Origin of the sequence: Bradyrhizobium tropiciagri (assembly GCF_001189845.1) — a bacterium.
Classification (GTDB): Bacteria; Pseudomonadota; Alphaproteobacteria; order Rhizobiales; family Xanthobacteraceae; genus Bradyrhizobium; species Bradyrhizobium tropiciagri.
Window position 1 is genome coordinate 57,318 of sequence record NZ_LFLZ01000017.1, and the last position, 21,781, is coordinate 79,098.

General features: G+C 59.6%; 26 protein-coding genes and 1 pseudogene. 23 read left to right on the forward strand and 4 right to left on the reverse strand.

Translation table 11 applies throughout. The features are described 5' to 3' along the window. The first annotated feature begins 29 nt into the window (after positions 1 to 29). Entirely contained in the window at positions 30 to 464 is a 435-nt protein-coding gene (locus AKN84_RS15995) for a hypothetical protein (RefSeq protein ID WP_050421653.1), read from the forward strand. 158 nt (positions 465 to 622) lie between these two features. Here AKN84_RS15995 and AKN84_RS16000 read toward each other — a convergent pair whose 3' ends face one another. Further along, positions 623 to 1,600: a LysR family transcriptional regulator gene (locus tag AKN84_RS16000; RefSeq protein ID WP_050421712.1), complete on the reverse strand. Its 978-nt coding sequence runs from the start codon at positions 1,598 to 1,600 to the stop codon at positions 623 to 625. A gap of 206 nt (positions 1,601 to 1,806) precedes the next feature. On the opposite strand from AKN84_RS16000, the gene AKN84_RS16005 reads away from it, so the two are divergent. The 9 genes from AKN84_RS16005 to AKN84_RS16035 all read left to right on the forward strand — a co-directional run bounded on the left by AKN84_RS16005 (position 1,807) and on the right by AKN84_RS16035 (position 7,054). After that, positions 1,807 to 2,574, forward strand: coding sequence for an SDR family NAD(P)-dependent oxidoreductase (locus AKN84_RS16005; RefSeq protein ID WP_050421654.1), 768 nt, complete (start codon positions 1,807 to 1,809; stop codon positions 2,572 to 2,574). A 38-nt stretch (positions 2,575 to 2,612) separates the two neighbouring features. Then, the gene (locus AKN84_RS16010; RefSeq protein ID WP_050421655.1) at positions 2,613 to 3,224 is read left to right on the forward strand and encodes a glutathione S-transferase family protein; all 612 of its coding nucleotides are present in this window, start codon (positions 2,613 to 2,615) and stop codon (positions 3,222 to 3,224) included. Between the two features lie 252 nt (positions 3,225 to 3,476). Further along, positions 3,477 to 3,707 (forward strand): putative quinol monooxygenase, encoded by a 231-nt coding sequence (locus tag AKN84_RS45540; RefSeq protein WP_244485191.1) that lies wholly within the window; start codon positions 3,477 to 3,479, stop codon positions 3,705 to 3,707. A gap of 341 nt (positions 3,708 to 4,048) precedes the next feature. Beyond that, positions 4,049 to 4,702, forward strand: coding sequence for a flavin reductase family protein (locus AKN84_RS16020; protein WP_050421713.1), 654 nt, complete (start codon positions 4,049 to 4,051; stop codon positions 4,700 to 4,702). Further along, entirely contained in the window at positions 4,699 to 4,827 is a 129-nt protein-coding gene (locus tag AKN84_RS49980) for a hypothetical protein (protein WP_283805522.1), read from the forward strand. The genes AKN84_RS16020 and AKN84_RS49980 overlap by 4 nt, the downstream gene beginning before the upstream one ends. A gap of 9 nt (positions 4,828 to 4,836) precedes the next feature. Beyond that, a complete protein-coding gene (locus tag AKN84_RS16025; protein ID WP_050421657.1) occupies positions 4,837 to 5,703 on the forward strand; it encodes an MBL fold metallo-hydrolase in 867 nt (288 codons plus the stop codon). 140 nt (positions 5,704 to 5,843) lie between these two features. Continuing rightward, entirely contained in the window at positions 5,844 to 6,008 is a 165-nt protein-coding gene (locus AKN84_RS50980) for a hypothetical protein (RefSeq protein WP_488226064.1), read from the forward strand. A 351-nt stretch (positions 6,009 to 6,359) separates the two neighbouring features. Next, positions 6,360 to 6,644: a hypothetical protein gene (locus AKN84_RS16030; RefSeq protein ID WP_128970872.1), complete on the forward strand. Its 285-nt coding sequence runs from the start codon at positions 6,360 to 6,362 to the stop codon at positions 6,642 to 6,644. A gap of 176 nt (positions 6,645 to 6,820) precedes the next feature. After that, positions 6,821 to 7,054: a DUF6894 family protein gene (locus tag AKN84_RS16035; protein ID WP_050421714.1), complete on the forward strand. Its 234-nt coding sequence runs from the start codon at positions 6,821 to 6,823 to the stop codon at positions 7,052 to 7,054. Positions 7,055 to 7,099: 45 nt separating this feature from the next. On the opposite strand, the gene AKN84_RS16040 is transcribed toward AKN84_RS16035, so the two are convergent. Beyond that, the gene (locus AKN84_RS16040) at positions 7,100 to 8,014 is read right to left on the reverse strand and encodes a LysR family transcriptional regulator (protein ID WP_050421659.1); all 915 of its coding nucleotides are present in this window, start codon (positions 8,012 to 8,014) and stop codon (positions 7,100 to 7,102) included. A gap of 101 nt (positions 8,015 to 8,115) precedes the next feature. Here AKN84_RS16040 and AKN84_RS16045 point away from each other — a divergent pair. The 9 genes and pseudogenes from AKN84_RS16045 to AKN84_RS16075 all read left to right on the forward strand — a co-directional run bounded on the left by AKN84_RS16045 (position 8,116) and on the right by AKN84_RS16075 (position 14,715). Beyond that, positions 8,116 to 8,954: pseudogene (locus tag AKN84_RS16045) on the forward strand (SDR family NAD(P)-dependent oxidoreductase). A 137-nt stretch (positions 8,955 to 9,091) separates the two neighbouring features. Beyond that, on the forward strand, positions 9,092 to 9,697 hold the full coding sequence (locus AKN84_RS16050) for a flavin reductase family protein (RefSeq protein WP_050421660.1): 606 nt from the start codon (positions 9,092 to 9,094) through the stop codon (positions 9,695 to 9,697). Further along, positions 9,694 to 10,209 (forward strand): hypothetical protein, encoded by a 516-nt coding sequence (locus AKN84_RS16055; protein ID WP_244485176.1) that lies wholly within the window; start codon positions 9,694 to 9,696, stop codon positions 10,207 to 10,209. Before AKN84_RS16050 ends, AKN84_RS16055 begins: the two co-directional genes overlap by 4 nt. Further along, positions 10,145 to 10,414 (forward strand): hypothetical protein, encoded by a 270-nt coding sequence (locus AKN84_RS49060; RefSeq protein ID WP_244485177.1) that lies wholly within the window; start codon positions 10,145 to 10,147, stop codon positions 10,412 to 10,414. The genes AKN84_RS16055 and AKN84_RS49060 overlap by 65 nt, the downstream gene beginning before the upstream one ends. Before the next feature lie 155 nt (positions 10,415 to 10,569). Next, complete coding sequence (locus AKN84_RS48065) at positions 10,570 to 10,740, forward strand: hypothetical protein (RefSeq protein WP_167351856.1); 171 nt, start codon at positions 10,570 to 10,572, stop codon at positions 10,738 to 10,740. Next, positions 10,737 to 10,946, forward strand: coding sequence for a hypothetical protein (locus tag AKN84_RS16060; protein ID WP_050421715.1), 210 nt, complete (start codon positions 10,737 to 10,739; stop codon positions 10,944 to 10,946). The genes AKN84_RS48065 and AKN84_RS16060 overlap by 4 nt, the downstream gene beginning before the upstream one ends. Positions 10,947 to 11,229: 283 nt before the next feature. Next, entirely contained in the window at positions 11,230 to 12,459 is a 1,230-nt protein-coding gene (hemA, locus tag AKN84_RS16065; protein ID WP_050421661.1) for a 5-aminolevulinate synthase, read from the forward strand. Between the two features lie 89 nt (positions 12,460 to 12,548). Then, positions 12,549 to 12,908 (forward strand): hypothetical protein, encoded by a 360-nt coding sequence (locus AKN84_RS45545; protein ID WP_244485179.1) that lies wholly within the window; start codon positions 12,549 to 12,551, stop codon positions 12,906 to 12,908. Between the two features lie 1,495 nt (positions 12,909 to 14,403). Beyond that, the gene (locus tag AKN84_RS16075) at positions 14,404 to 14,715 is read left to right on the forward strand and encodes a DUF736 domain-containing protein (protein ID WP_050421663.1); all 312 of its coding nucleotides are present in this window, start codon (positions 14,404 to 14,406) and stop codon (positions 14,713 to 14,715) included. 920 nt (positions 14,716 to 15,635) lie between these two features. Here AKN84_RS16075 and AKN84_RS16080 read toward each other — a convergent pair. Beyond that, the gene (locus AKN84_RS16080) at positions 15,636 to 16,805 is read right to left on the reverse strand and encodes an IS630 family transposase (RefSeq protein WP_244485181.1); all 1,170 of its coding nucleotides are present in this window, start codon (positions 16,803 to 16,805) and stop codon (positions 15,636 to 15,638) included. Between the two features lie 26 nt (positions 16,806 to 16,831). Beyond that, a complete protein-coding gene (locus AKN84_RS50705; protein ID WP_128970873.1) occupies positions 16,832 to 17,191 on the reverse strand; it encodes a helix-turn-helix domain-containing protein in 360 nt (119 codons plus the stop codon). A gap of 846 nt (positions 17,192 to 18,037) precedes the next feature. On the opposite strand from AKN84_RS50705, the gene AKN84_RS16090 reads away from it, so the two are divergent. The 4 genes from AKN84_RS16090 (at position 18,038) to AKN84_RS16105 (ending at position 21,735) form a co-directional block, all read left to right on the forward strand. Beyond that, positions 18,038 to 18,289 carry a helix-turn-helix domain-containing protein gene (locus AKN84_RS16090; RefSeq protein WP_050421665.1) on the forward strand — a complete coding sequence of 84 codons (252 nt, stop codon included), beginning with the start codon at positions 18,038 to 18,040 and terminating at the stop codon, positions 18,287 to 18,289. A 207-nt stretch (positions 18,290 to 18,496) separates the two neighbouring features. After that, complete coding sequence (locus AKN84_RS16095; protein WP_128970874.1) at positions 18,497 to 19,177, forward strand: glyoxalase superfamily protein; 681 nt, start codon at positions 18,497 to 18,499, stop codon at positions 19,175 to 19,177. Positions 19,178 to 19,305: 128 nt separating this feature from the next. After that, a complete protein-coding gene (locus AKN84_RS16100; protein ID WP_050421667.1) occupies positions 19,306 to 20,349 on the forward strand; it encodes a PDDEXK family nuclease in 1,044 nt (347 codons plus the stop codon). Between the two features lie 27 nt (positions 20,350 to 20,376). Further along, positions 20,377 to 21,735 (forward strand): hypothetical protein, encoded by a 1,359-nt coding sequence (locus tag AKN84_RS16105; protein ID WP_050421668.1) that lies wholly within the window; start codon positions 20,377 to 20,379, stop codon positions 21,733 to 21,735. Positions 21,736 to 21,781 lie beyond the last annotated feature (46 nt).

Below are 21,781 nucleotides of genomic sequence, written 5' to 3' on the forward strand. Positions count from 1 at the left end.
CGCTAGCGTAGAAAAGGAGCATACCGTAGGTGCTTGAGCATATCATCAAGTTCATGACGCTGGTGTCGGATATTGTTGGTGTGGTCGCCATCTATACCGCATTGCATACCAACAATCGGCGCTTGGGCGCGGACATTTATCTTCGCTATTCTGATCGGATCTCCGACTTGCGGCGTGCTCTTCCAATAACCGCCTTTGTTGAGCTTGGGGCCGCCGAGCCAAGACAAATGACGTCGGAGGAGCGCCGGACAGTTCATGAAATTATCTACTCAATCTTCGAACTGTATGAGCTTAAGTTGCGCGGCTTCCTTCCTCCGGCGATCTGGAGGATCAGGGAACCTGACATAGAGCGACTTCTTTCCTTAAGCATGTTCCGGGCAGAATTGAAGGTTCTACAAGGCAGATTTGATGTACATCCGCGTTTCAGACGTTGGCTCGAACAAACCAGTCAAACGCGGACATAGGTTGGCCGAGCCGTTTCGCGGAAGTCAGCGGCCCGGGGCAGGGAATGAAGCGCCATTCGGAATAAAACCGCGAACCCGTGAATACGTATGCTTTGCGCGGCGCCGCTGACCCGGCGTCGTCTGAGACGGTTTCGGCGTCTAGACTGCAGGGCATTTCGCTACGTGCCCCGTGACCCCGCGCGCGTCGGCCGCTCTGATGGAACGACAAGCGGCGCGCGGTGCTCACTCTTCGCGATTGATTCATTGCCCGCAAACAGCGCGGCGAGCCAGTCGATGAATACCCGAACCTTTGTGCTCATGTACCGATTCGGCTGATATGCGGCAAAAACGGGAATGGGGTCCGAGACCCAGTCGTTCAGGACGGTTTCGAGCGCCCCCCTTTGAAGGTGCGTGACGGCGGAAAAAGTCAAAGCGTGTACGACACCGAGACCGGCCAAGCTCATGGTCAGGCACGCCATGAAGTCGTTCGAACTGAGTCCGTGCCGATTCTGCACTTCCACTCGTTCACGACCTTTCGCGACCACAATCGGAAAGGGCCGCTGGGTCCGCGAAGCAACGGTTCGGATGACGACATGGCCATGCTCGAGATCCGACGGATGCGAGGGGCGCCCATGCTTGCCCCAGTACGCTGGCGTCGCACACAGTATCTGCTTGACGGTGCCGATCTGTCGTGCCGCGAGCGACTGATCGAAGATCTTTCCCGCGCGCACGACGCAGTCGACGCTCTCTGCAATGAGGTCGACCGGGCGGTCACTGATTCCAAACTCGAACTCGATGTCCGGATAACGCGCGACGAACGCCGGTAACGCGGGAAGGATGACGGACTGGCCCAACGGTATCGGCAGATCGACACGCAGGCGTCCTCGAGGGCTACTTTTCGCGCGCGACATTGAGCCTTCGAGCTCCGAGAGGTCATCCATCAACTGTCGCGCGCGCTCGTAGTACGCAGAACCATCCGCTGTCGCCGACACTTTGCGCGTCGTCCGGTTGAGCAGCTTCGTGCCGAGGTCGCCTTCGAGCGATACGATCAAACGGCTAACAGCCGTCTTGGGTAAATCGAGCATCTGCGCAGCTTTCGTGAAAGTCCCGCTCTCGACCACTCGAATGAATGCCTGCATTGCCTGAAATTTGTCCACGATCTGACTCCTTGCTTTCCGCGTAACCTGCATTGTTTCACCGAGGAAACAATGTGGAACTGTAGCAGCGGTTTATCGTTTTGCACGCGCTCGCTATCGTTTACCCGTCGCAGCGACTAGCGACCTTCAACGGCGCTTCGAACGGACCGACGGGCAACTCGTTCCGCTTTCGAGGGCCGAAGTTCATTTTGTAAGGGGAAATTGTCATGTCCAACGCTGCGGAAACGCACGTCGCGGACCGCCCGAAGGCGGTGGTCATCGGAGTGGGGCCAGAGCAAGGGCTCGGCGCGGGACTGTCGCGCCGATTCGCGGCAGAGGGGCGCCACGTCATCGTCGCGGGGCGCACCCAATCGAAGATCGATCGGGTACGCGAGAGCATTGTCGAGGCCGGAGGTTCGGCGAGCACGGTTGTCATGGACGTGACGCAAGAAGCGGATGTGATCCGGCTGTTCGATGTTGCGATGCAGACAGACGAAAATGGCGGCAGCGCCGACCTTGTCGTATACAACGCGGGAAACAATCAGCCTTCTGACTTGCGCACGATGGAAGCGGACGTCTTCGAATCGTTCTGGCGGTTGAATTGTTTCGGTGGGTTCCTTGTGGGTCGCGAGGCCGCACGGCGCCTTGCGCCACTCGGCCGAGGTTCGATTCTCTTTAGCGGGGCGACGGGTGCACTTAGAGGTATGCCGAACTTCGCCCACTTCGCGTCGAGCAAGGCCGGGTTGCGAATGCTCGCTCAAAGCATGGCGCGCGAATTCGGTCCGCTGGGCCTGCATGTCGCCCATATTGTGATCGACGGGGGCATCGACGGAGAACGGGTGCATACGCGCTTCACCGAGCACTTCCAGCAAAAGGGTGCCCGCGGACTGCTCGACATCGACGCGATCACCGATGCATTCTGGTCGCTCCATCGCCAGCACCACTCGGCGTGGACGCACGAACTCGATCTGCGTCCGTTCACAGAGCCGTTCTGAACCAGGGCCCCAACACAATGAATTCCGAGGAATCAACAATGAAGCTTATCGGTCCCTGGCTTTCCGGCTTTACCCGTCGGGTCGGCATCACGTTGAAGCTGCTAGGCATATCGTTCGAACATCTGGCCTTTCACGCCTATGAGCAGAAGGAGCTTATCCGTCCTTTCAGCCCAATGGTGAAGGTGCCGGCGCTCGTGCTCGACGACGGCACGATTCTCTACGACAGCGGAAGCATCATAGAATACCTGCACGAAGCGGTCGGACTCGAACGCGCATTGCTCGCGCCCGCCGGCGCAAAACGGCGCGACGCGTTGCAGTTCGTCGGCATCGCGTCCGCCATCTACGCAAAGCTCGGCGATATCTACGATGAGTCGCTTCGTCCGCCCGAGCATCGGATTGCCACGATCGTCGATTCGTTGTGCCAGCAGGCGCTGGCCGGGCTTCAGATGATCGAGTCGCGAGCTGGCGGCGGATGGCTGGTGGGCGGCTCGCTTTCGCAAGCCGACATAATGGCCGTCGTCACCTTTCAGGCGTCGCTGGTATTCATGCCCGACGTCGTGAATGCAACCGCATTCCCCAGGCTTGCCGGACTGGCCGCGCGCGCCATGGAGATCGAAGCATTCTCCAGTACGTTTCCCTTCAAGCAATAGCGGCTCCCTGAGTTGGCCAGGCGTCAAAGTTGAGCATCACTTTGGAGTCAAATCCGCATTTTCACCTTAGGAGACGCTACCGGTCCGTGCGGCCAAAACAGTCGAAGGCCCGCGAGATGCTGTAAGTGTGGTGCTACGGATCAGAAGACAAATCCATAGTATGAGAAGGAGGAGCTAGATGATTCACGTAGTCGTAGAAATCAGGGCGAAGCAGGGCAGCGCGAGACTATCCTCAGCGCATTCAAGGCGAACATACCCGCGGTTCATGCGGAGCAAGGTTGCATCGAATATGCCACGTACGTTGATGCAGCGGGTTTCGGCGCGTTCGCGCCCTATGGCGACGACACGTTTATCGTCATCGAAAAGTGGGAAGCAGCATCCGACTTGATGGCCCATGCCAAGGCTCCTCACATGCTGGAGTATCAGGCCAAGGTCAAAGATCTGGTCGAACGCCGCACCGTCCACGTTCTTTCGCCTGCATAGATAGGGAGCTATCGTCGCCAGGAAGGAGGCGGTGTCATCGTGCCGACGAGCGGCACCTATGACAGGCTCGGAAAGATCGCATTTCCGGACGTTCCCGTCCGCTGACTTCGGAGCGGGTAGCGGATTCTGAACTAGGGCCTGATGGAGCGAAAGCGAGTTTCCATCGGTGGTCCGTCCCCGCGACTAAACCAGTCGTAGCCCCGGCCGTTACGGGGTTCGCCTGGGAAGTGCTGCGAAGCCGGCCTAAGCCGTTCTTCGTCGGGGGCGAAATGTACGCGGCCGTTCAACCGGCGGATCGCACTTCTGGCGTGGTTGATGAAGATTCGAGAGAGAACGAGGTCATGGATTTCCACTACTACGAGCCGGCCAAAGGCCACGGGCTGAAGCACAATCCCCTCAACGCAATCATCGCGCCGCGACCAATCGGATGGATCTCCTCCCGGAGTTCAACGGGGTTAACCAACTTGGCGCCCTATAGCTTTTTCAACGCGTTTCTCTACGACCCACCGATCATCGGCTTTTCGTCGATATCTTGGAAGGATACCGTCCAGAATGTCTCGGAAACGCGGGAGTTTGCCTGGAATCTGGTGACTAAAGAACTTGGCGATAAAATGAATCAGACATCAGAGGGGTTTCGCCACGGTGTCAACGAATTCGAGGTCGCCGGGTTGACCCCCATACCTAGCCGGCACATCCGCGTTCCGAGGGTTGGCGAGAGCCGAGCCTCAATGGAGTGCAAGGTATCCGATATTGTTCCCCTTCGGTCCGCAAGCGGAGAAAAGACAGATGGATGGCTTGTTCTTGGAGAGGTGGTCGCAGTCTACATCGACAAGGCACTGATCGAGGACGGCATCTACCAGACTGCGTTAGCCAATCCAATACTCCGCTCAGGACGCGGCGACGAGTACATTCAAGTAACTCAGGATCGCGTGTTCGAGATGCCGCGACCACCTGGCAGCAGCCATCCGGATTTTCATGGTTCGCGCGGCTCGTGAAGCTGTTGAACGACGGCGTGCGCGAGCGGCTTCGCGACGTCCTCGGCGGATACAACTTCGACTACACGATTTTGGCTTCCGGCGGCACAGAGGTGGGGTCCGTCACATCGTTTGAACCTATTTAGGAGTTGAACATGTTCGAAAAATCTGCGCTGGCCAGAGTGCTTCTCTTGCTAGTCGTCGCAGCCGGGGTTTCTTTCTCGGCGCAAGCCGAACAGCCTCTGCATAAGGGGCAAGCGCCGGGCTACTTCCGCACGAAGGTAGGCGCTCTCGAAGTGACCTCGCTCTATGACGGGGCTGGTGCTTTTCAGGTCGACTGGCTGAAAGGCAAGCCTGCTGCAGTTGAAGAGATCGGAAGTGCTGCCAAGGACAACCCGCATTTCTTGGACGGAAACGAGGCCGGTTTCCTTATCAACACTGGCACAAAGCTGGTTCTCGTCGACGTCGGCGCGGGTCCATGGTTTGGTGGCAGTGCCTTTGGTCACCTTGGCGAAAGCCTGCGGCAGGCTGGCTACAAGCCTGAGCAGATTGACATGGTGCTGGTCACGCACCTGCACTCCGATCACGTCGGTGGCCTGACATCCAAGAGCGGCGAGCGCCAGTTCCCGAACGCTCAGATTTATGTGGCTCAAGCCGAGAGTGACTTCTGGCTCTCAAAGGAAACTGCCGCCAGGGCACCGAGTGACGCCAAGCCGTTCTTCGATGCCGCCCAAGCGATCGCTGCCCCGTACATCAAGGCTGGCAAGTGGCACACGTTCCAACCGAACGAGAAGATCCTTGACGCGATGACTATCGTGCCGCTGCCGGCCCACACGCCCGGCCATTCGGGCTATCAGTCGAATCCGAAGGAAACAAGATCCTCTTCTGGGGCGACACCGTCCATTCCATCAATGCTCAGCTTCCCGACCCCGACGTGGCGGCAGTATTTGACATTGACGTGGAAGGAGCCATTGCACAGCGGACGAAGCTGCTCGAGGCCATTGCTGGGAAGGACATCTTGATCGCGGGGCCGCATTTGGCGTTCCCGGGGCTCGGTCGCGTGTTTAAGGCGCGCGGTGCCTACCACTGGGCTTCGATCTCGTATTCCAATCGCTGGGAACAACGATAAAACAGAGCAAGGCTATTCGGCGCTCGCGCTCCCATTGATGCTGCCTATACCAACGTCGATCCGGTTCACACTTGGATGTGTCTGCCGCAGCGGGTGCCGATGAGGATCGCGATCGATCATGTTCCGTCTGGCGTGCCTTTGGCGTCCGGGCCGACCGCCACAGTCGCGATCCGGGACGGCAAGGACGGCCGAAGGTAGGGGGCTCTGGGAGAGAGTCCGCGCCGAGCTCGCGACGAGCTTCTTTGGGCTGATCGGCGAAGCGTCGGCGCGGCCGGGCTGCATTCCCGGCCCTCTGATCAGTCACGATGGGAGCCGATATCAGCGTTGGCGTTTGTGTAGCCACCGCGGGTCGTTCACCGATCTCGTGCCGCTTGCATTCGCTGCGAAGAAGCGGCTGCTCGTCGGTGCTAAGCCAAGGTTTAGGTGAGACAACCATCGCAGTATTCGGAGCAATGCAAGTACAATAGATCGAAGGCTCGCGGAATTGTAACTCTCTCTCAACAATTCGTCTTGCGGAGCTCGATCATGAGGAGAGTAGGATTTCTCGCGTTGGCTGTGGCGATCAACGTGTTCACAATTCCTGCAGTTGCGGCGGAGTGTACGCCGATCAAGGACATCGACGCCTCTCGTTCACGCTGGGAGCTGTTGCGCAGCCAACCGGCCAAGGAGGCTGACAGGGACAAGATCTGCCGCGCCTACGCCACGTCGTTTTACGAGTCGGTGACGCTTCGGCAAGCCGAGGCAAGATGCGCTGGCGGCGAACGAAATCTCGCTGTGCTTGATTCCGAGATCGACGCTTTCAACGACCTGCTGGCGAAGCAGTGTGGTGGTTGAGCCATCGTCAGGCCAGTGACAATTCCGAGGTGCGCTGATGATCCTGTTTCCGCTCATGATTGCCTGGATGTGGTTCGAGATCTTCAAAACATTACGGGGGCTGGCACTTGTGCCGGCACGGACAGGTCGTCAGTGCTGAGATCAGTGACGAACGTCGTGAGTGAGGGAGGATGAACATGACACAGGTGTTCTTTCACTGCTCGAACCCGAAGAAAGTATTCCTTGATCCTCGCGGCGCCGAGGTTGACGACATTGCGGAGGCGCGCGATCTCGCGACCCGCGTTGTGCGGTCGGTCACCAGCGAACGCACGCTCGAAGACTGGCGCGATTGGGTCGTACATGTCAGCGACGATCAGGGCGATGAGCTCTTCGTCATGCCCTTCACTTTGGTCCTCGGAAAGCCGCATTGAAGGTCCGCCATGCTCTGGACAGTCGACTGGGCCAGGCAGCACTATCTAGGACGCAGGCGGCTGCAGTGCCGCGAAGGCCTTCTTCAGCCTCGGCGCTGCAAAATCGAGGAAGGCGCGGACCTTGATCGGCAGAAAGCGGTTGGCCGTGTAAACGAGATTGACCGGCAGCGGGGCGGGCTGAAATTCGTCGAGCAAGGGCGTGAGCGCCCCACGTTCGAGAGCTGTCTGGAAGTGATAGGCGAAGGCGGAGGTAATTCCGATGCCGGCGCACGCGGCGTCGCAGGCGGCTTCGGCGCTGCCGACCATGAGCCGGGCACGAACGGGTACTGCGACCGCGACCTTGTCTTTGAAGAATGTCCAGACATCGGGCGACATGAAGCCCGCATAGGTGATACAATCATGCCTGGGGAGATCTTCGGGCGAACGCGGTACTCCGTGTGCCGCGAGATGGGCGGGACTGGCGCAAATCATGCGACGCATCGTGCCCAGGCGTACGGCAATCAGGCTGCTGTCGGGAAGCGCGCCGATACGCAACCCGAGGTCAATCTGCTCCTGAAACAGGCTCTGCACGCGATCGGCGAGCAGCAGGTTGGCCTTGATATCTGGGTACACCTTGAGGAAATCGGCCAGGATCGGGATGAGGTAGGCGCGGCCAAGTCCGACGGGAGCCGTCAAGATCAACTCGCCCGTCGGAGCGGAATATTCGCCGGAGGCGGCGCGCTCGGCCTCGGTCACGTCAGCCAGAATCCGCTTGCACGCGGCAAAATAGGAACTGCCTGCATCGGTCAGGACCAGCTTTCTGCTCGACCGAATGAACAGCTTCGTCCGCAGATGGGATTCGAGCTCGGAGACCTTACGGCTGACCGTCGCCAATGGCGTTTTCAATTGCCGCGCCGCAGCCGACAGGCTGCCGGTCTCAACCACGGCCAGGAAGGTCGACATCGAGTCCAGGCGATCCATCCCGCGCCGTTTCCAGATTTTGGAAGGATAGCTCTCGACTTTGCCATATAGCGCGAGATTTCGGAAGGCTCTAGGTCTCGACGGTACAACGGAGAACGTCCATGAGCACCACAACGAAAGGCATTGCCCTCATCACCGGCGCATCATCAGGCATCGGCGCCATCTATGCCGACCGCTGGCCAAGCGTGGATATGACCTGATCCTGGTCGCTCGCGACAAGAGCCGTCTTGCCGGCCTGGCGCAGCGTCTGAAAAGTGCGACCGGCCGCTCCGTCGAAACGCTCGCGGCCGATCTCAACGACAAAGCGGATCTCGCCGACGTCGAGGCGATCCTGCGCACGAATGCCGACATCACGCTGCTGGTCAACAATGCCGGCGTCGGAGCCACGGCGCCGCTGCTGAACGCCGATATCGAGAAGATGGATGACATGATCCACCTCAATGTTCGGGCGCTGACCCGATTGACTTACGCGGCGGCCCCAGGCTTCGTCGCACGCGGCGCCGGCACGATCATCAACATCTCGTCGATCGTGGCGATCTCTCCTGAGACGCTCAACGGCGTTTACGGTGGAAGCAAAGCGTTTGTGCTGGCTTTCTCCCAGTCGCTGCACCACGAGCTTGCGGCCAAGGGGGTGCGCGTCCAGGCCGTGCTGCCCGGCGCGACCGCGACCGATTTCTGGGACGCCGCCGGCGTGCCGCTGCACCATCTCCCGGCCGCGATCGTGATGTCGGCCGATGACATGGTCGATGCAGCGCTCTCAGGTCTCGACCAGGGCGAGGTCGTCACCATTCCCTCGCTCGCCGACAACGCCGACCTGGACAGATACGAGACCGCGCGCCGCGCGATGTCCGGGAAGCTCTCAAGCGCTGTCCCTGCGCCCCGATACAAGGTGAGGGCGAACCCCGCGGCCCCAAAGGCTGCCGTAGCGTCGGCCAAGTGACTACCGCCAAGGAATGTAACACCCAAGCAGATGCAACCATGAAACGTCTGGTGCTTTTGCCGCCCGGGCGACGGGTTAGCATCATCGGATCAGCCAGGTAACCAGGGATCGGAGCAGGCCATGCAGTTCGAGAAACGATGGGCGCCCCCGAGCGGTACAAGCTGCTGCTGGCGACGGTCTTGCCGCGACCGATCGCGTGGGTGACGACGCGTGACGTCGCCGGTGCAATCAACGCCGCGCCGTTCTCGTTCTTCAATGTCTTCGGTAGCGACCCCGCGACCGTCGGCATTGGCATCGGTAGCAAGGGACCGGCTGAGCCGAAGGACACCCGCGCCAATATTCGCACCAACGAGCAATTCGTCGTCAATCTGGTGCCGTTCGCGCTGGCCGAGCAGATGCGCGTCACGTCGATTGCATTTCCCAGAGGCGTCGAAGAACCGAGAGAAGCGGGCCTGTCGTTGGCGCCTTCTATGCGGGTCGGCGTGCCCCGCATCGCGGACGCGCCAGTCTCGATGGAGTGCACCTTCATGCAGGAAATCGCGCTCGGCAGCTTTGGCCTGGTCCTCGGCAAGATCCTGATGGTGCACGTTCGGGATGAGGCCGTGACCAACGCGGCCCGCCAGCACGTCGATGCCGAAAAACTTGATCTGATCGGCCGCATGGAAGGCGGCTGGTACGCGCGCACGCGCGAGCGCTTCGAACTACCGGCAATCGCGCTCGAGGATTGGAAGGGAAGGCCATGAACGAGCTGTTGACAACGGTCCTGGACGCGCACGGCGGCCTCGAGCGCTGGCGTAGCTACAGCAAGGTTGAAGCCAGCATCGTCAGTGGTGGCGGCTTCTTCGCCTTGAAGGGAGTTCTGCAGGATGCAAATCCGCGCCGCATGACTGTATGGCTGCATGAGGAGCGATCATCGGTCACACCTTATGGCGCGGCCGACCAGCGCACCATGTTCACTCCCGATCGCATCGCGATCGAGAAGCTCGACGGCACCCTGGTCGCGGAACGGCTTGCGCCCCGAGATTCATTTGCCGGGCACCAGATGCACACGCCTTGGGACCCTCTGCACCGCGCCTATTTCAACGGCGAAGCGCTATGGACCTATCTCGCGACGCCCTTTGCCATTCGCAATGGACGGCTTCCGTGTCGAGGAGACCGCACCTTGGCAAGAGGGGAAGGAGACGTGGCGAATGCTGCGTGTCTATTTTCCGGGGGCGATCGAGACGCATTGCCAGGTCCAGGATTTCTTTTTTGACGAGCGGTTCGAGCTCCGGCGGCACGACTACAGTGTCAATATCGCCGGTGGCTTCCCCGCCTCGCAACTGATGCTGGAATACACCGAGGCCAACGGGATTCGCTTGCCGAGCAAGCGGCGCGCGTACACCCGCGGTCCCGTCCGGCGTCCGATCCTCGACATGTTGATGGTTTCGATCGACCTCAGCGAGGTGGCGTTCTCGTAGACGGTTTGGACCGACCGAATGAAGGCCTCCTTTCGACACTTGGACGACAACACGAGCTTTTGTTTCCTCGTTACCGCCTGACAGGCTTCAAAGCCGCAGTCGATGAACCCAAATCATCTAAATGTATGATAATCGTCATGTAATAGGAGCGATCCATGGGTGAGGTTATTCCATTCGTCTCAAAGGCCGAGCGCGAGCGCATCCGCCTGATCAAGGAAGCTCGCGCGATATATGACAGCGTGTTCCCGCCGGATCGTCCCGTTGACGAACAGGGCAGCGAAGCGCCGGCAGTCCATCCGTTTAGCGGCGGGTGCTCCGTGTCGTGATCAAGATCATCGCCGTGCTCTGCAGCTTGTCTTCTCCGGCAAATTGTCAGGAGCAGACGGTCACTTCATCGGATTTCGCCGATGTCTCCTTGCAGTCATGCCTAATGGGCGCACCGCAGCTTGCCGACTGGATGAAGCAGCATCCCGCCGAGCGCCTGGCAGCGTGGCGTTGCGTGATCGGCAAGGAGGACGGCAGGGGAGCTTAGAGAGCGCATTCGCCACGATTTGCCAAGATTTGGTCTGCTTAACTCGCACCGACGTTCGGCGTCGGATACCAGTCTACCTCGCGAAGACAGACAGCTTCGCGACTGCCCCGGCGCCGGACCCCCGTCCCGTCGCCGCGGCTTGCGGCGGCCGGCCCTTCTCTTCCTCCCGAGGACCGGCCGCCCCTTTTAAGGTCCGATAGCGGCAACGCCGGATCGAATGCACCACGGCTCACAGGATCGCTGGGTCCGATCGTTGAGCCTAACTGGACGGAGAGTTGGTTCCATGAACTACGATCGTTTCTTCTCCGCCGCGGTTGAGCGTTTGCACGCCGAACGGCGGTATCGTGTGTTTGCCGACCTCGAGCGCGTCGCTGGTCGTTTCCCGCATGCCGTATGGCATTCCCCAGGCGGCCCGCGTCCGGTCGTGATCTGGTGCTCGAACGACTACCTCGGCATGGGCCAGCACCCGAGCGTGATCGGCGCCATGGTGGAAACCGCCACGCGCATGGGGGCGGGCGCAGGCGGCACCCGCAACATTTCCGGTACCAACCATCCGCTGGTCGAACTGGAGCGCGAACTCGCCGACCTGCACGGCAAGGAAGCGGCACTGGTCTTCACCTCGGGATATGTATCCAACGAGACGGGCATCCCGACCATCGCCAAGCTGCTGCCGAACTGCGTAATCCTGTCCGACGCCTGGAACCATAATTCGATGATCGAGGGCGTGCGGCGGGCCGGCGTGGACAAGAAGATCTGGCGCCACAATGACGTCGATCACCTGGAGGAATTGCTGGCGGCGGAGCCGCCGGAGCGACCGAAGCTGATCGTATTCGAGGCACTCTACTCGATGGACGGCGACATCGCGCCGGTGAAGCAAATCTGCGACCTTGCTGAGCGCTATGGAGCGATGACCTACATCGACGAGGTCCATTCGGCCGGCATGTACGGACCGCGCGGCGCCGGCATCGCCGCGCGCGAGGGCGCCTTGCACCGGATCGACGTGGTCGAGGGTACGCTGGCCAAGGCGTTCGGATGCCTGGGCGGCTATATCGCGGGCAGCGCGGACGTCATCGATGCGGTGCGCTCCTACGCGCCGGGTTTCATCTTCACCACCGCGCTGCCGCCAGCAGTCTGCGCCGCCGCCACCGCGGCGATCCGGCACCTCAAGGCGTCGCAATGGGAACGCGACCGCCACCAGAACCGCGCGGCGCGCGTCAAGGCCGTGCTCAACGCAGCCGGCCTGCCGGTGATGCCCAGCGAGACGCATATTGTGCCTGTCATGGTGGGCGAACCGGAGAAGTGCAAGGAAGCCAGCGATCTTCTGCTCGCCGAGCACGGCATCTATGTCCAGCCGATCAACTATCCGACCGTCCCGCGCGGGACCGAACGGCTGCGCATTACGCCGACGCCTTATCACGATTACGTGCTGATCGACGTGCTCGCAGAAGCGCTGGTCGGTGTCTGGGAACGACTTGGGTTGCCGCGGCGGTACCGGATGCTCGCTGCGGAGTGATCGGCGATGCATGGCGCATCGGTGACGCGCCGCACTGAGAGCGGTAACGTTGCATTTCATCGAAGGAGTCAAACGCTTTGGAACACACAATGAAACAGTTTCTCAAGTCTGCGGTTGCCGCAACTTGTTTGATGGCCTCCGTGCCAGTCGCGCAGGCCCGCACTGCTTATGACGGGTCCTGGGACCTTCTCTTCGTGACCCAAAGCGGTGCGTGCGAAGCTGCGTACAACTTTTCCGTCAACATCACAGACGGCATCGTCACGCATCCGAACCTCGTGCGGTTCAGGGGTTATGTGACGCGCTCGGGCGCAGTTCGCGCCTCGGTGACGGTTCCGGACAAATACGCGTCCGGCTCAGGTCGGCTCTCAAGCAATTCTGGTCGCGGGACGTGGCGCGGCCGTTCGGGAGGCGCGCGTTGCTCGGGGTACTGGACTGCCCAGCGGAACTGACCTGCTCGCTTGCCCCGATCCAGACGGAGCCGGAGTTTTGGTCACAGCGATGCTATCGCGCTCCTGAATATACGCGACGCGACGTCCTCGTTAACCGGTCTCGCGACTGCAGTCGCCTCGGTGCCCGCGGTCATTGCATGCCCGCGTCGCTATCACTGCCCTCTCGTCGGCTGCTCTTTGATTTGCTCACTCTTCGCTTGATTTCACTTCCGCTGAGCTGCCCAAGATCTCCAAGCTTGAGAGCTAATGGGCTCCGCCCCTCGCGCGCGCCAGGATAAAGCGCCGGCTTGAGCCGGCGCCGCCCCGAGCGGTCTCCCCGGTCTTCCGCGCTTTCGCGAGCTCTCTTACGTCATCGAACGACTGATATGCGCCCGTGCAGACCCGCTCTTGCGAGCGACCCTCTCGGGCGGGCGAGCCCCCTCCGCTCGGGCGCCCTGGCACTTGCTAGCCCCGGTCTCGCCGACGGGCAGGGGTGCAGGCGCGGAGTGCGCCTCGCACCCACGGAAGCAAAAGGAAGTATGATCATGTCGGTAAAGCACGTTGAGATCATCGCCGCGAGCGGCCTACGGTGCGTGCCTCTCGTCCGTATTACTAAGACGGCATCCTCGAGGTGGTCCGTGAAGGCTTCAGCGAGGAGGCCGCCGAGCGCTTGTCGGGGCTGAAAAAGGCTGAGATGGCGGCCGCTGCCGGGGTCAACTGGCTGGCTGCCGTTGCTGCTGCGCACCGCCAGGGTGGAGGATCGGGCCAATGCGCCAGATGGGGCGCAGGGCAACGATTCCCGCTTGGAAGCTGCGGGGGAGGTGGTGAGCCGGGGTCGTAACGACGGCTCCGGCGCTCCAAAAATTTGCGGCCGCGCACCTGACGGCGCGCGGCCGGTTCGAGCGACGATTACGCACGCTAGCCCCTTTCTAGATGCGGGCCAGGATCCGTTCGATCAACGCCGTTTACCGCACCCGGGATGGCGGTCGCGCGCCTCCTTTTGCAGAGACGAGGCGATCAAACCGGGGGCCACGGGCATGTCCGGACCTCGCGTATCGCGCGCGCAATCCGGCGGATTTTTTTGGCGGCAGCGCCGGTTCTGCAGGCAATAATGCGATTGGGTTCGCGTTCATTTGCCCGGTGCATTGTCCTTGCCATCGATGCGCAGGCGTTGGTTTTCTTGATCGATCCGGCCATTTTCCGGTGCTGCGGTGGGCGCCGGTAGCCATGCTAATCCCGGTCAGTTTGGGCGTGGGCTCGCGTCCAACGCACCCTCGAATGGGCTGATCAGGCCCGAGGGACGGCAAGAGCCTCGATCGCCTTCCCGCAACAGCTCACGCCTGCTTTTTTCCCCTGCCGCCTGGCGGCGGCATTCCTCGCGCAAGACAAAAAAGCAGGCTTTCGCCGTCCTCCGCTGGCGCTGCGGGCCTTAAGGCTGCGGGCCGATCGCTCCCCGGCCTGAGGATCGCCATCGAGGCTGCGATGGGCGCGGCCCGAGCAACAGAGGAAGATTACCATGGCTACCATCGGCACCTTCACCGCTTCGGACAACGGCTACACCGGCTCGATCAAGACGCTGACGCTGAACATCAAGGCCAAGTTCACGGCCTCCGAGAAGGACAACGACAAGGCTCCCGACTACCGCATTTTCGCCGGCGCAACCGAGTTCGGCGCCGCCTGGAAGAAGACCGTCCGCGACAGCGACCGCGAATATCTCTCGGTCAAGCTCGATGATCCGAGCTTCCCGGCTCCGATCTACGCCTCGCTGGTCAAGGTCGAAGGCGAGGAAGGTTTTAGCCTGATCTGGTCGCGCCGCAGCGGCGACTGATCGTATCGGATCATAAGCCCCGCCTCCTCGAGGCGGGGCTTCTCTTGCGTGCTTTGCACCGCTTTGAAAGGGAGGAGAGGGGCATTTTTTCGTTTGGAAGAGGGGCTTCGCCGCTCCCAAAAATGCGAACAACCGGAACGATTTTGGCGTAGCATTTTGGGCCGATCACTCACGATTTTGAATCGGATATGGCCCTGATTTTCGATCGCTGAGCGGGTTATTTCGTCAGCTTCCAGGGACGAGATTGTGCCGTTGTTGGGCGTGGAAACCTTCACGGCGCGTTGGGATTTTTGCGGTCGATGACGCTTCCTGGCGTCGATGCAAGGACCTTGTCACGGCAGAGAGAGGAAGCTTAAGCGAGTTGATCGTGAAGACGGGGAGAGTGCAAGATAAAAGCACTGGCGCCGAAGTGCGGCTAAGTGGTTGTCTGCACATCTAAGAGTTAGAGATAGCGCAGGGCGCGATGTCGCTACAAATTGCTAAACGATTTATCTCGCCGAAGAATAACGTCTGCATCGGATCGCAGTAGGTTCTAAGCGTTGCGAGCGCATCGGAAGGAGCGGCGAGATCTTCCCGAGGAGTTTCGTGCTCCTCGGCGGCATCGGCGCCGGCACAAAGCAGACGATGGTTTCCTATCGAATGCGTTGATTTCGGGAAACCCAAGCAGACCTGCTCCGCCCGTCGTCGAACCGCTCGTTTGGCAGAGAGAATTCGCACGGCGCCATGTCGCGCGATGGCGCGCCATATGAATCTCCCGAGCCTCCGACGCAGTGGGGCATGCCTCGCCGAGGCGATGGCGGAAGCCCGCCCTTTGGACCAATCGTGGTCATGTCGTTGGCACAGAGATTACACTCCGTGTCATCGAGGTGGAACTTTCGTAAATTGCGGTTGCGCCTTGGCCAAGGGAGCACCGCCTCCGTTTATCCAAACCGAGGGTCTTTGCAGTTGCTTGAAGGTGAGAACTCGGCTGGCTCCCGTTCCTTGCCCCAGAGCTTGCCGCCGGCGCGTCGTGGATTGCCCTTGAAGTGAGCATTGCGTTCGCAAAAGTATCGGTCGATAGCAGCTTTAGCCTCCTCAATCGATCCATAGTTGCTGTTGTGAATGATGGCCCGAGCCAGACCGCTGAAGACCGACTCGATCACATTGAGAAACTGCGCGCGGGCTGGAAGCGGTGCCGTGTCAATCTGTGGGCCGTTGTTCCCAATAGTGGCGTTATGGGCATCGATATGTTCGAACAGCCTTTTAGAGACGTGCCAGGAGGCAGCATCCCAAGAAAGATAAAGCTTGGTGCGATCGCGGTACTCGGCGACGAGTGCCTCCAGCATACGGATCATTTCTTCGGTGTTCTTCTTCAGGCTGTAGAAATGGGTGATCTGGTTGGATGATAACTCAATGGCGGCGGTGACGATGATTGAGCCCTTCGATTGCTGCCATTGCGCCACAAAATGTTGTTCGCCTGGACCGATCAGCATGCGTCCAGGTTGTGCCTTGACCGCAAAGGGGCCGAATTCGTCGATCGAGAAGAAGGCTTCACCGGCCCTGAGGTCGGCCAGAATGGAACGGATACGTTGGAGCTTCTGCGAGAAGTCGGGATCGTTGGAGGTCAGAACGATCCGCGCCTTGCGCCAGCGGTAGCCGGCACCTTTCACGATCGCGCGGATTACATCTTCGCAAGCTGGCTGCCCTTTCTCGTGCATCGCACGCACCAGATCAGCCATTTTCCAGGTTGTACGGTTGATGCCGAAATTGGCTGGCGGTTGGTGCAGGATGCTGAACAAAGCCTGTTTGACCTGCTCGCTGTCAAACTTGCGATGGGGGTTAATGCGAGGGGCGAACAACTGTCCCGCTCCACCCTCCTCGAACAGGCGAACCGAACATGCGTAGCTTGACCGACTCTGCTTGAGAATGCGGCAAGCCACGCTTGTTCTTAGCCCGCTGCGTGAAGCGACGACTGCGAGCGCGCGACGCCGCTCAGAGGGGCGGCCCATTTCGAGCTTCTCGACCAGGATCCTGAGGTCGGGGTGACTTTCAAGAGAAGCCGGCAGATCCTGTTCACTTAGCGGGTTGTGCAACTGCCCGAGCAGACCCAAGAACCTGCCGTGTTCGGGAGAGCCCTTCAATTGGTTATGGCGGGCCAAGATCGCTGTGATGGTTGACGCCGCGGGCACTCTGGCGCAGCCATCGATCGAAGATGGAATGCTATTTTTCGCCCACCCCAGGTTGGGTGGTCGGCGCGCACGGTTAGAACGGCCGCTTCGGTAGGCTCCGGACAGCGATGGGGCGTGTAGTGCGGCCGGCGTGACTGGCTCTCCAGGCCTTTCGCACCGGCTATTCGATATCGTTCCAGCGTTCGATAGCCTGTCTGCCGGCTGATATTGAAGCTCCGACAGAGGCTCTGAATGTTGGCATTCGGGGCGAGCGCCAGTTGCACGAATTCGCTACGGGCCTCGAGAAGCGTATTTGACTTCCAAGGCATGTTTTGCGCCTCTCTGTTCTGAACCAAGGGGCACGCGGGTCGGCAGGACACCTCGGCAGGCGTGCACGCCACGGATGAACCGGCTCACGATCGTCTCGGCCTTGCGCTGCTGCTGGACCCGCGCGGCCGCCTGTGCCGTTCCCCAACGAGGAGTAGGGGGAGGGCGAATACGACGACGGTAGCTGCTGTAGCGGCGGCCACAGCGGCCACGGCATGCAGCGCGATTTCATACCCCGGGCTGTGGCTCGGCTTCCACCATCAGCGGGCATTCGGTTCATGACCTAATCCGACCTATGCTTAATGACCTCGTGCAGAAGAGCTACGGAACGCTCAAGCCGTTCTAACAGCGAACTCAAGTCCACCGCACTAATCCCCTCCAGCCTCAGATTTTCGACTGAAAATGATTGGGCAATGAGTTGGTCTATTGGCTCGGCTTTAGACGTGAGGTCCGCGACCCCGCTAAGGGTAGATCGAATGTATCCGTCCGGCGTAATCGTTGTCGCAAGCGCCAAATTGGCCACGATCGCCGTCTCAGCGATCGCCGCAGGAAATTCCATACTGCAAAGAATGCTTCCCGTTGCGCGAATGCGGTAGCCCGCGCGGTAAGTCGAGGGGCCCAAGGGGCCCGCCTCGCCGGACTCCCAAAACGCTTCCACCTTATCAGCCGTTGGACACTCGGGGGCCGAACCGTCATGGCGGAACGCAGTGTCGCAAGTGGCCAAGTTTCTATCCCTCGGAGCGTGCATTTCGATAACGCTATCGATGTAGACGATAGTCAACATTTGTGGCTGAAAATGGGACTCAGAGTCCGTGGATCGATAGTCTGCTGAGACGTTCTTTGGGCCGATGACGGCCGGGAAGAACGATTCAGGAATAATTGGAGTGGTGGCCGACAACGTCAGGGCGCTTAGGAAGGCGGCTGAGCTCTCGCAGGAGGAGTTAGCACATGAGGCGGGGGTGGATCGGACCTACATCAGTCAGGTCGAACGCCGCCAAAGAAACGTGACAATTGTGGTCCTCGCGAAAATCGCAACAGCACTGAACGTGACACCGGACAAGCTGCTGATCGTACCCTCATCTCGGCGAAGAGGTCCCTAATTCAGCCCGGTCCGGAAGGACGCGTCCGGAAATCCTGACTTTTATTGACGGAATGCGGTACAATTTCCTCGGCCTTAAGCACAGGCCGGTGTGCCCACCGCTCGCGAAGCTTAGCAGTGCTTTTCAATTTCCATGATGACCGTTCCCGAATGGGCGGACTGATTTGCAGTGGGCACCGTGTCAGATCCGTGCACTAAGGAATGGATCATGACTATCCTCAATGAACTCGACGAATTCCGTATCTTTGCAAAGCGTCTCTCGCGCAAACATCAGATTCGCCATCACGATGCTTTGGACATCATAGCGAAGCAGCAAGGGCATTCTAACTGGAACGCCCTTATGAAAGCCTGGGCTCAAGGATGGCGTCCTGATCCTTGGGACGTCATCGACATAAATGAGTCCAGTATTATCGAATCTCCCACCAGAGGCTTCGATAAGGTCAAAACGACCGAAGGCGACATCGCAGGCGAGCCGTACACTCTACGGGTCTACTTCGACGAGGTTGTTATCGGCGGTAATGGCTGGGGAATCTATTTCGGCCACGCGCCGTTAGAACCAGCCAAAATAGAGACTTACACAAAGCCTAATCCTCTTGATGACAAAGCGTTCTTCTCGAAAATCATGAAGATAGGAATAGAAGCTGCCGACGCTGTGCGGGAAGCAATAGCGCGAGATTGGGGTCCGGGTTCAATGCAGCCGTGCAATGACGGCAGCGTCAAGCATCCCTTGTTCGGCGGGGTTTCCGCCGAATGGTTCTGCATGCATTGCGATACGCGTTCGACCGGAGCGCAGATGGCTGCCAACATGTGGCATTGCCCGAAATGCAGGGCGACGCCGCTGGATGTGCACCCCAACGCGTGGTGGAAAGAACCCGTTTCATCTGGCTAACAGGTCTTCGATATAGGCGGTCGGCGAAGGCGGGCATTTTTATCCGGACAAAAGGCATGCTTGTCCTAGGTGTGTATGTTAGCGCGATGCAGCTTTAGATTTAGCGGCAGCCGGGCTAACGTTTCCCGATGATTGAAAACAGACCCGCCTCGCTGCTGGCCGATCCGGCTTACAGCATTTTGCCAAAGCTGCCGGTCGCTCTGGATTGGTCGTCCGTCCCGGAATTGATCCGGGTGGCGACGCTCGATCTTGGCGGAGTCCAGCCCATTACGAAAGCGATGACCGAAGCTGCGGGCGGGAGGTTGCACGACAAGCCTAGTGAGGGGGAGGTCGAGCTGTTCCAGAAACGCGGCACGAACTTTCAACTCATTTCCATCGTCCTGAGCTGCGTCCCTGCGGGCATGGTGGACGACGTGCTGCAGGTCCGGCCATTCGCCATGACCCTCATCCCCGCATCGAAGCGGGACAAGGTGCAGGAAACGGCTATCGACCTGGTGGCCAAGCTCGACGTTAACGCATGGCTCGCGACCGAACCGATGTATGCGGGCTACGATCCTTTTTCGGGAGACTGGTCTCTGTCTGGGAATTTGCCCGGCTACATGGACGGCGAGCGCAAGGGCCACCTCGACGAAATGGGTTTCGTCATCGATCAGTTCTTCCTCGCAACCGAAGTGCCTGAAGATGACGAAGTTCTCACCATGGACCTCAAGATGCCTTCTGAACAGATGAAGGCTCGCTACGAAAAGCACCGGCGGACGCTGTTCTTCACGCCGTTCAAAAGAGTCGAAGCGCGCCGGGTCTGGGGCGCCGAGACGCCAATCGAGTTGTTCGTACTCCAAGCACTCGCAAAGGAAAACCTGCACCCTGCCTGCCAGATGCTCATCATGAGTGATGGGGCAACATTTCCGTCCTGGTACCACTTATGGAACGACGTCGAATTCCGCCATACAGACGGTCTTGTGACGGAAGCCGACCTGTTCTTCGAGAAAGAGCGCGTTGCCGTGTTCTGCGACGGAGGCTTTCATTCACGTCCCAAACAGAAAGCAAAAGACGCGGCCATCGTCGAAAAGCTTGCGGCATTGGGCATTCGCTCTGTCCGCATTCCCGGTGATGAAATCAGAAACGATCTGCCGAAGGTAATCGTGCGGGTCAAAGAGGTACTTGGGCAATAATTGAAATGCATTTTGAAAAGTCATTACATGAGCAACCCGGAAAAGATCATTGAAGACATTCTTGTTGCGCTCCGCGCAGCCGAAGGGAAATCCGTAACTGCGCTGATTTCGGGTGACAGTTTCCAGCTCCCGCGCTTAATTCCGTCGGGAGACGGCGGCACGATTCAAATCACCAAAGAGATCGACGATTGCATCAGCCGTTTGGCTCATGAACTGAAAACAATCCGTCCAAATTTGGCGCGCAACGTCAAAGAATCCGAATGGCGAAGCTGGGTACGTTCGTCAATTGGGCCGTTGCTAGCCAAAGTGTCTTTGTCCGCTTCGAAGCAAGCACCGACGTTGCTGACCAAGCTTGAGACCGCTCTTAATGGCATTGTCGCGAATTTGAATCCGACTGAGTATGCGTTCGGAACGACATTGTTTTCCAATTCTGATGTCGCATCGTTCGCGATTGGACCGGTTGCGTTCGAGCCTAGGATGGCTTGGCTCAACCGCAAGGTGGCAGAAGGCGAATATACGCCGGTCACTCACCGCCGCGTTGAGCGTATCTGGAGTGGAGCCCGTGTGGGCGCTCGAAAGAGCAATCGCGATAAATTGCGCGAGGCCGATATCATCAACGCAATCGGGCCGTGCCAGTATGTCTGCACAGTCAAACTGTCTGCAGCATTTGCATCTGACGCGGGACTGGAGACTGCACTGACTGCAGCCCGACTGGCCTTGACATGTGCGTCGCTAGTTTTCGAGACTCCGTCGGTCACACTGCAGGGGTTCAACTTGCACTACGACGGTCCAATGTATCGCCAAAGCGCACTCACCTTTGTTCCAGGGAGGTCTGTTCTTTCAGGTTCGCGTTTCAACCGCAGGCCGACCGGACCGCGCATCCGGGCGAAGCATTGGCAGGCAGAGCTTACTCGTCTGGCAGATATGTTTGCAGCGTGCGGTGAAGTGCTGGACAATCTCGTGGACCCGGCTCGGAGCACGCCGCGCCCTGAGCTTCTCGAAGCATTGCTGCAAGCGCTGATCTGGTTTGAGAGAGGTTGCCGGGAAACCGGAGACCTGATGGCCACGGTTGGCTTTGCCGTCTCGCTCGATGCGCTGGGTAAGGGCACGAAGACAAAGGGCATCCTGGCGGTGCTCGAAGCAAGGCTAGGTATCAAGCGGACGGATCGGGTCAACCCACAGGGCCCAACCTTCCAATCCCTCCTTGATACGATCTACAGCGATGGGCGCAGCCGAACGATCCACGGTACCAGTCAGAAGATTGGTTATGACTGGACCAGCATGCGGGGGACGTCGGAGCACCTCGCACGGTACGCCCTCGTCACCTGTCTTGCTCACGTTGCACAGACACCCGCCGCAACCCAGACAGACGATCTTAAGCAGTAGGCGTGCGGCTCGGCAGACAGTTGCACAGGATCGATCGCAAACTTTT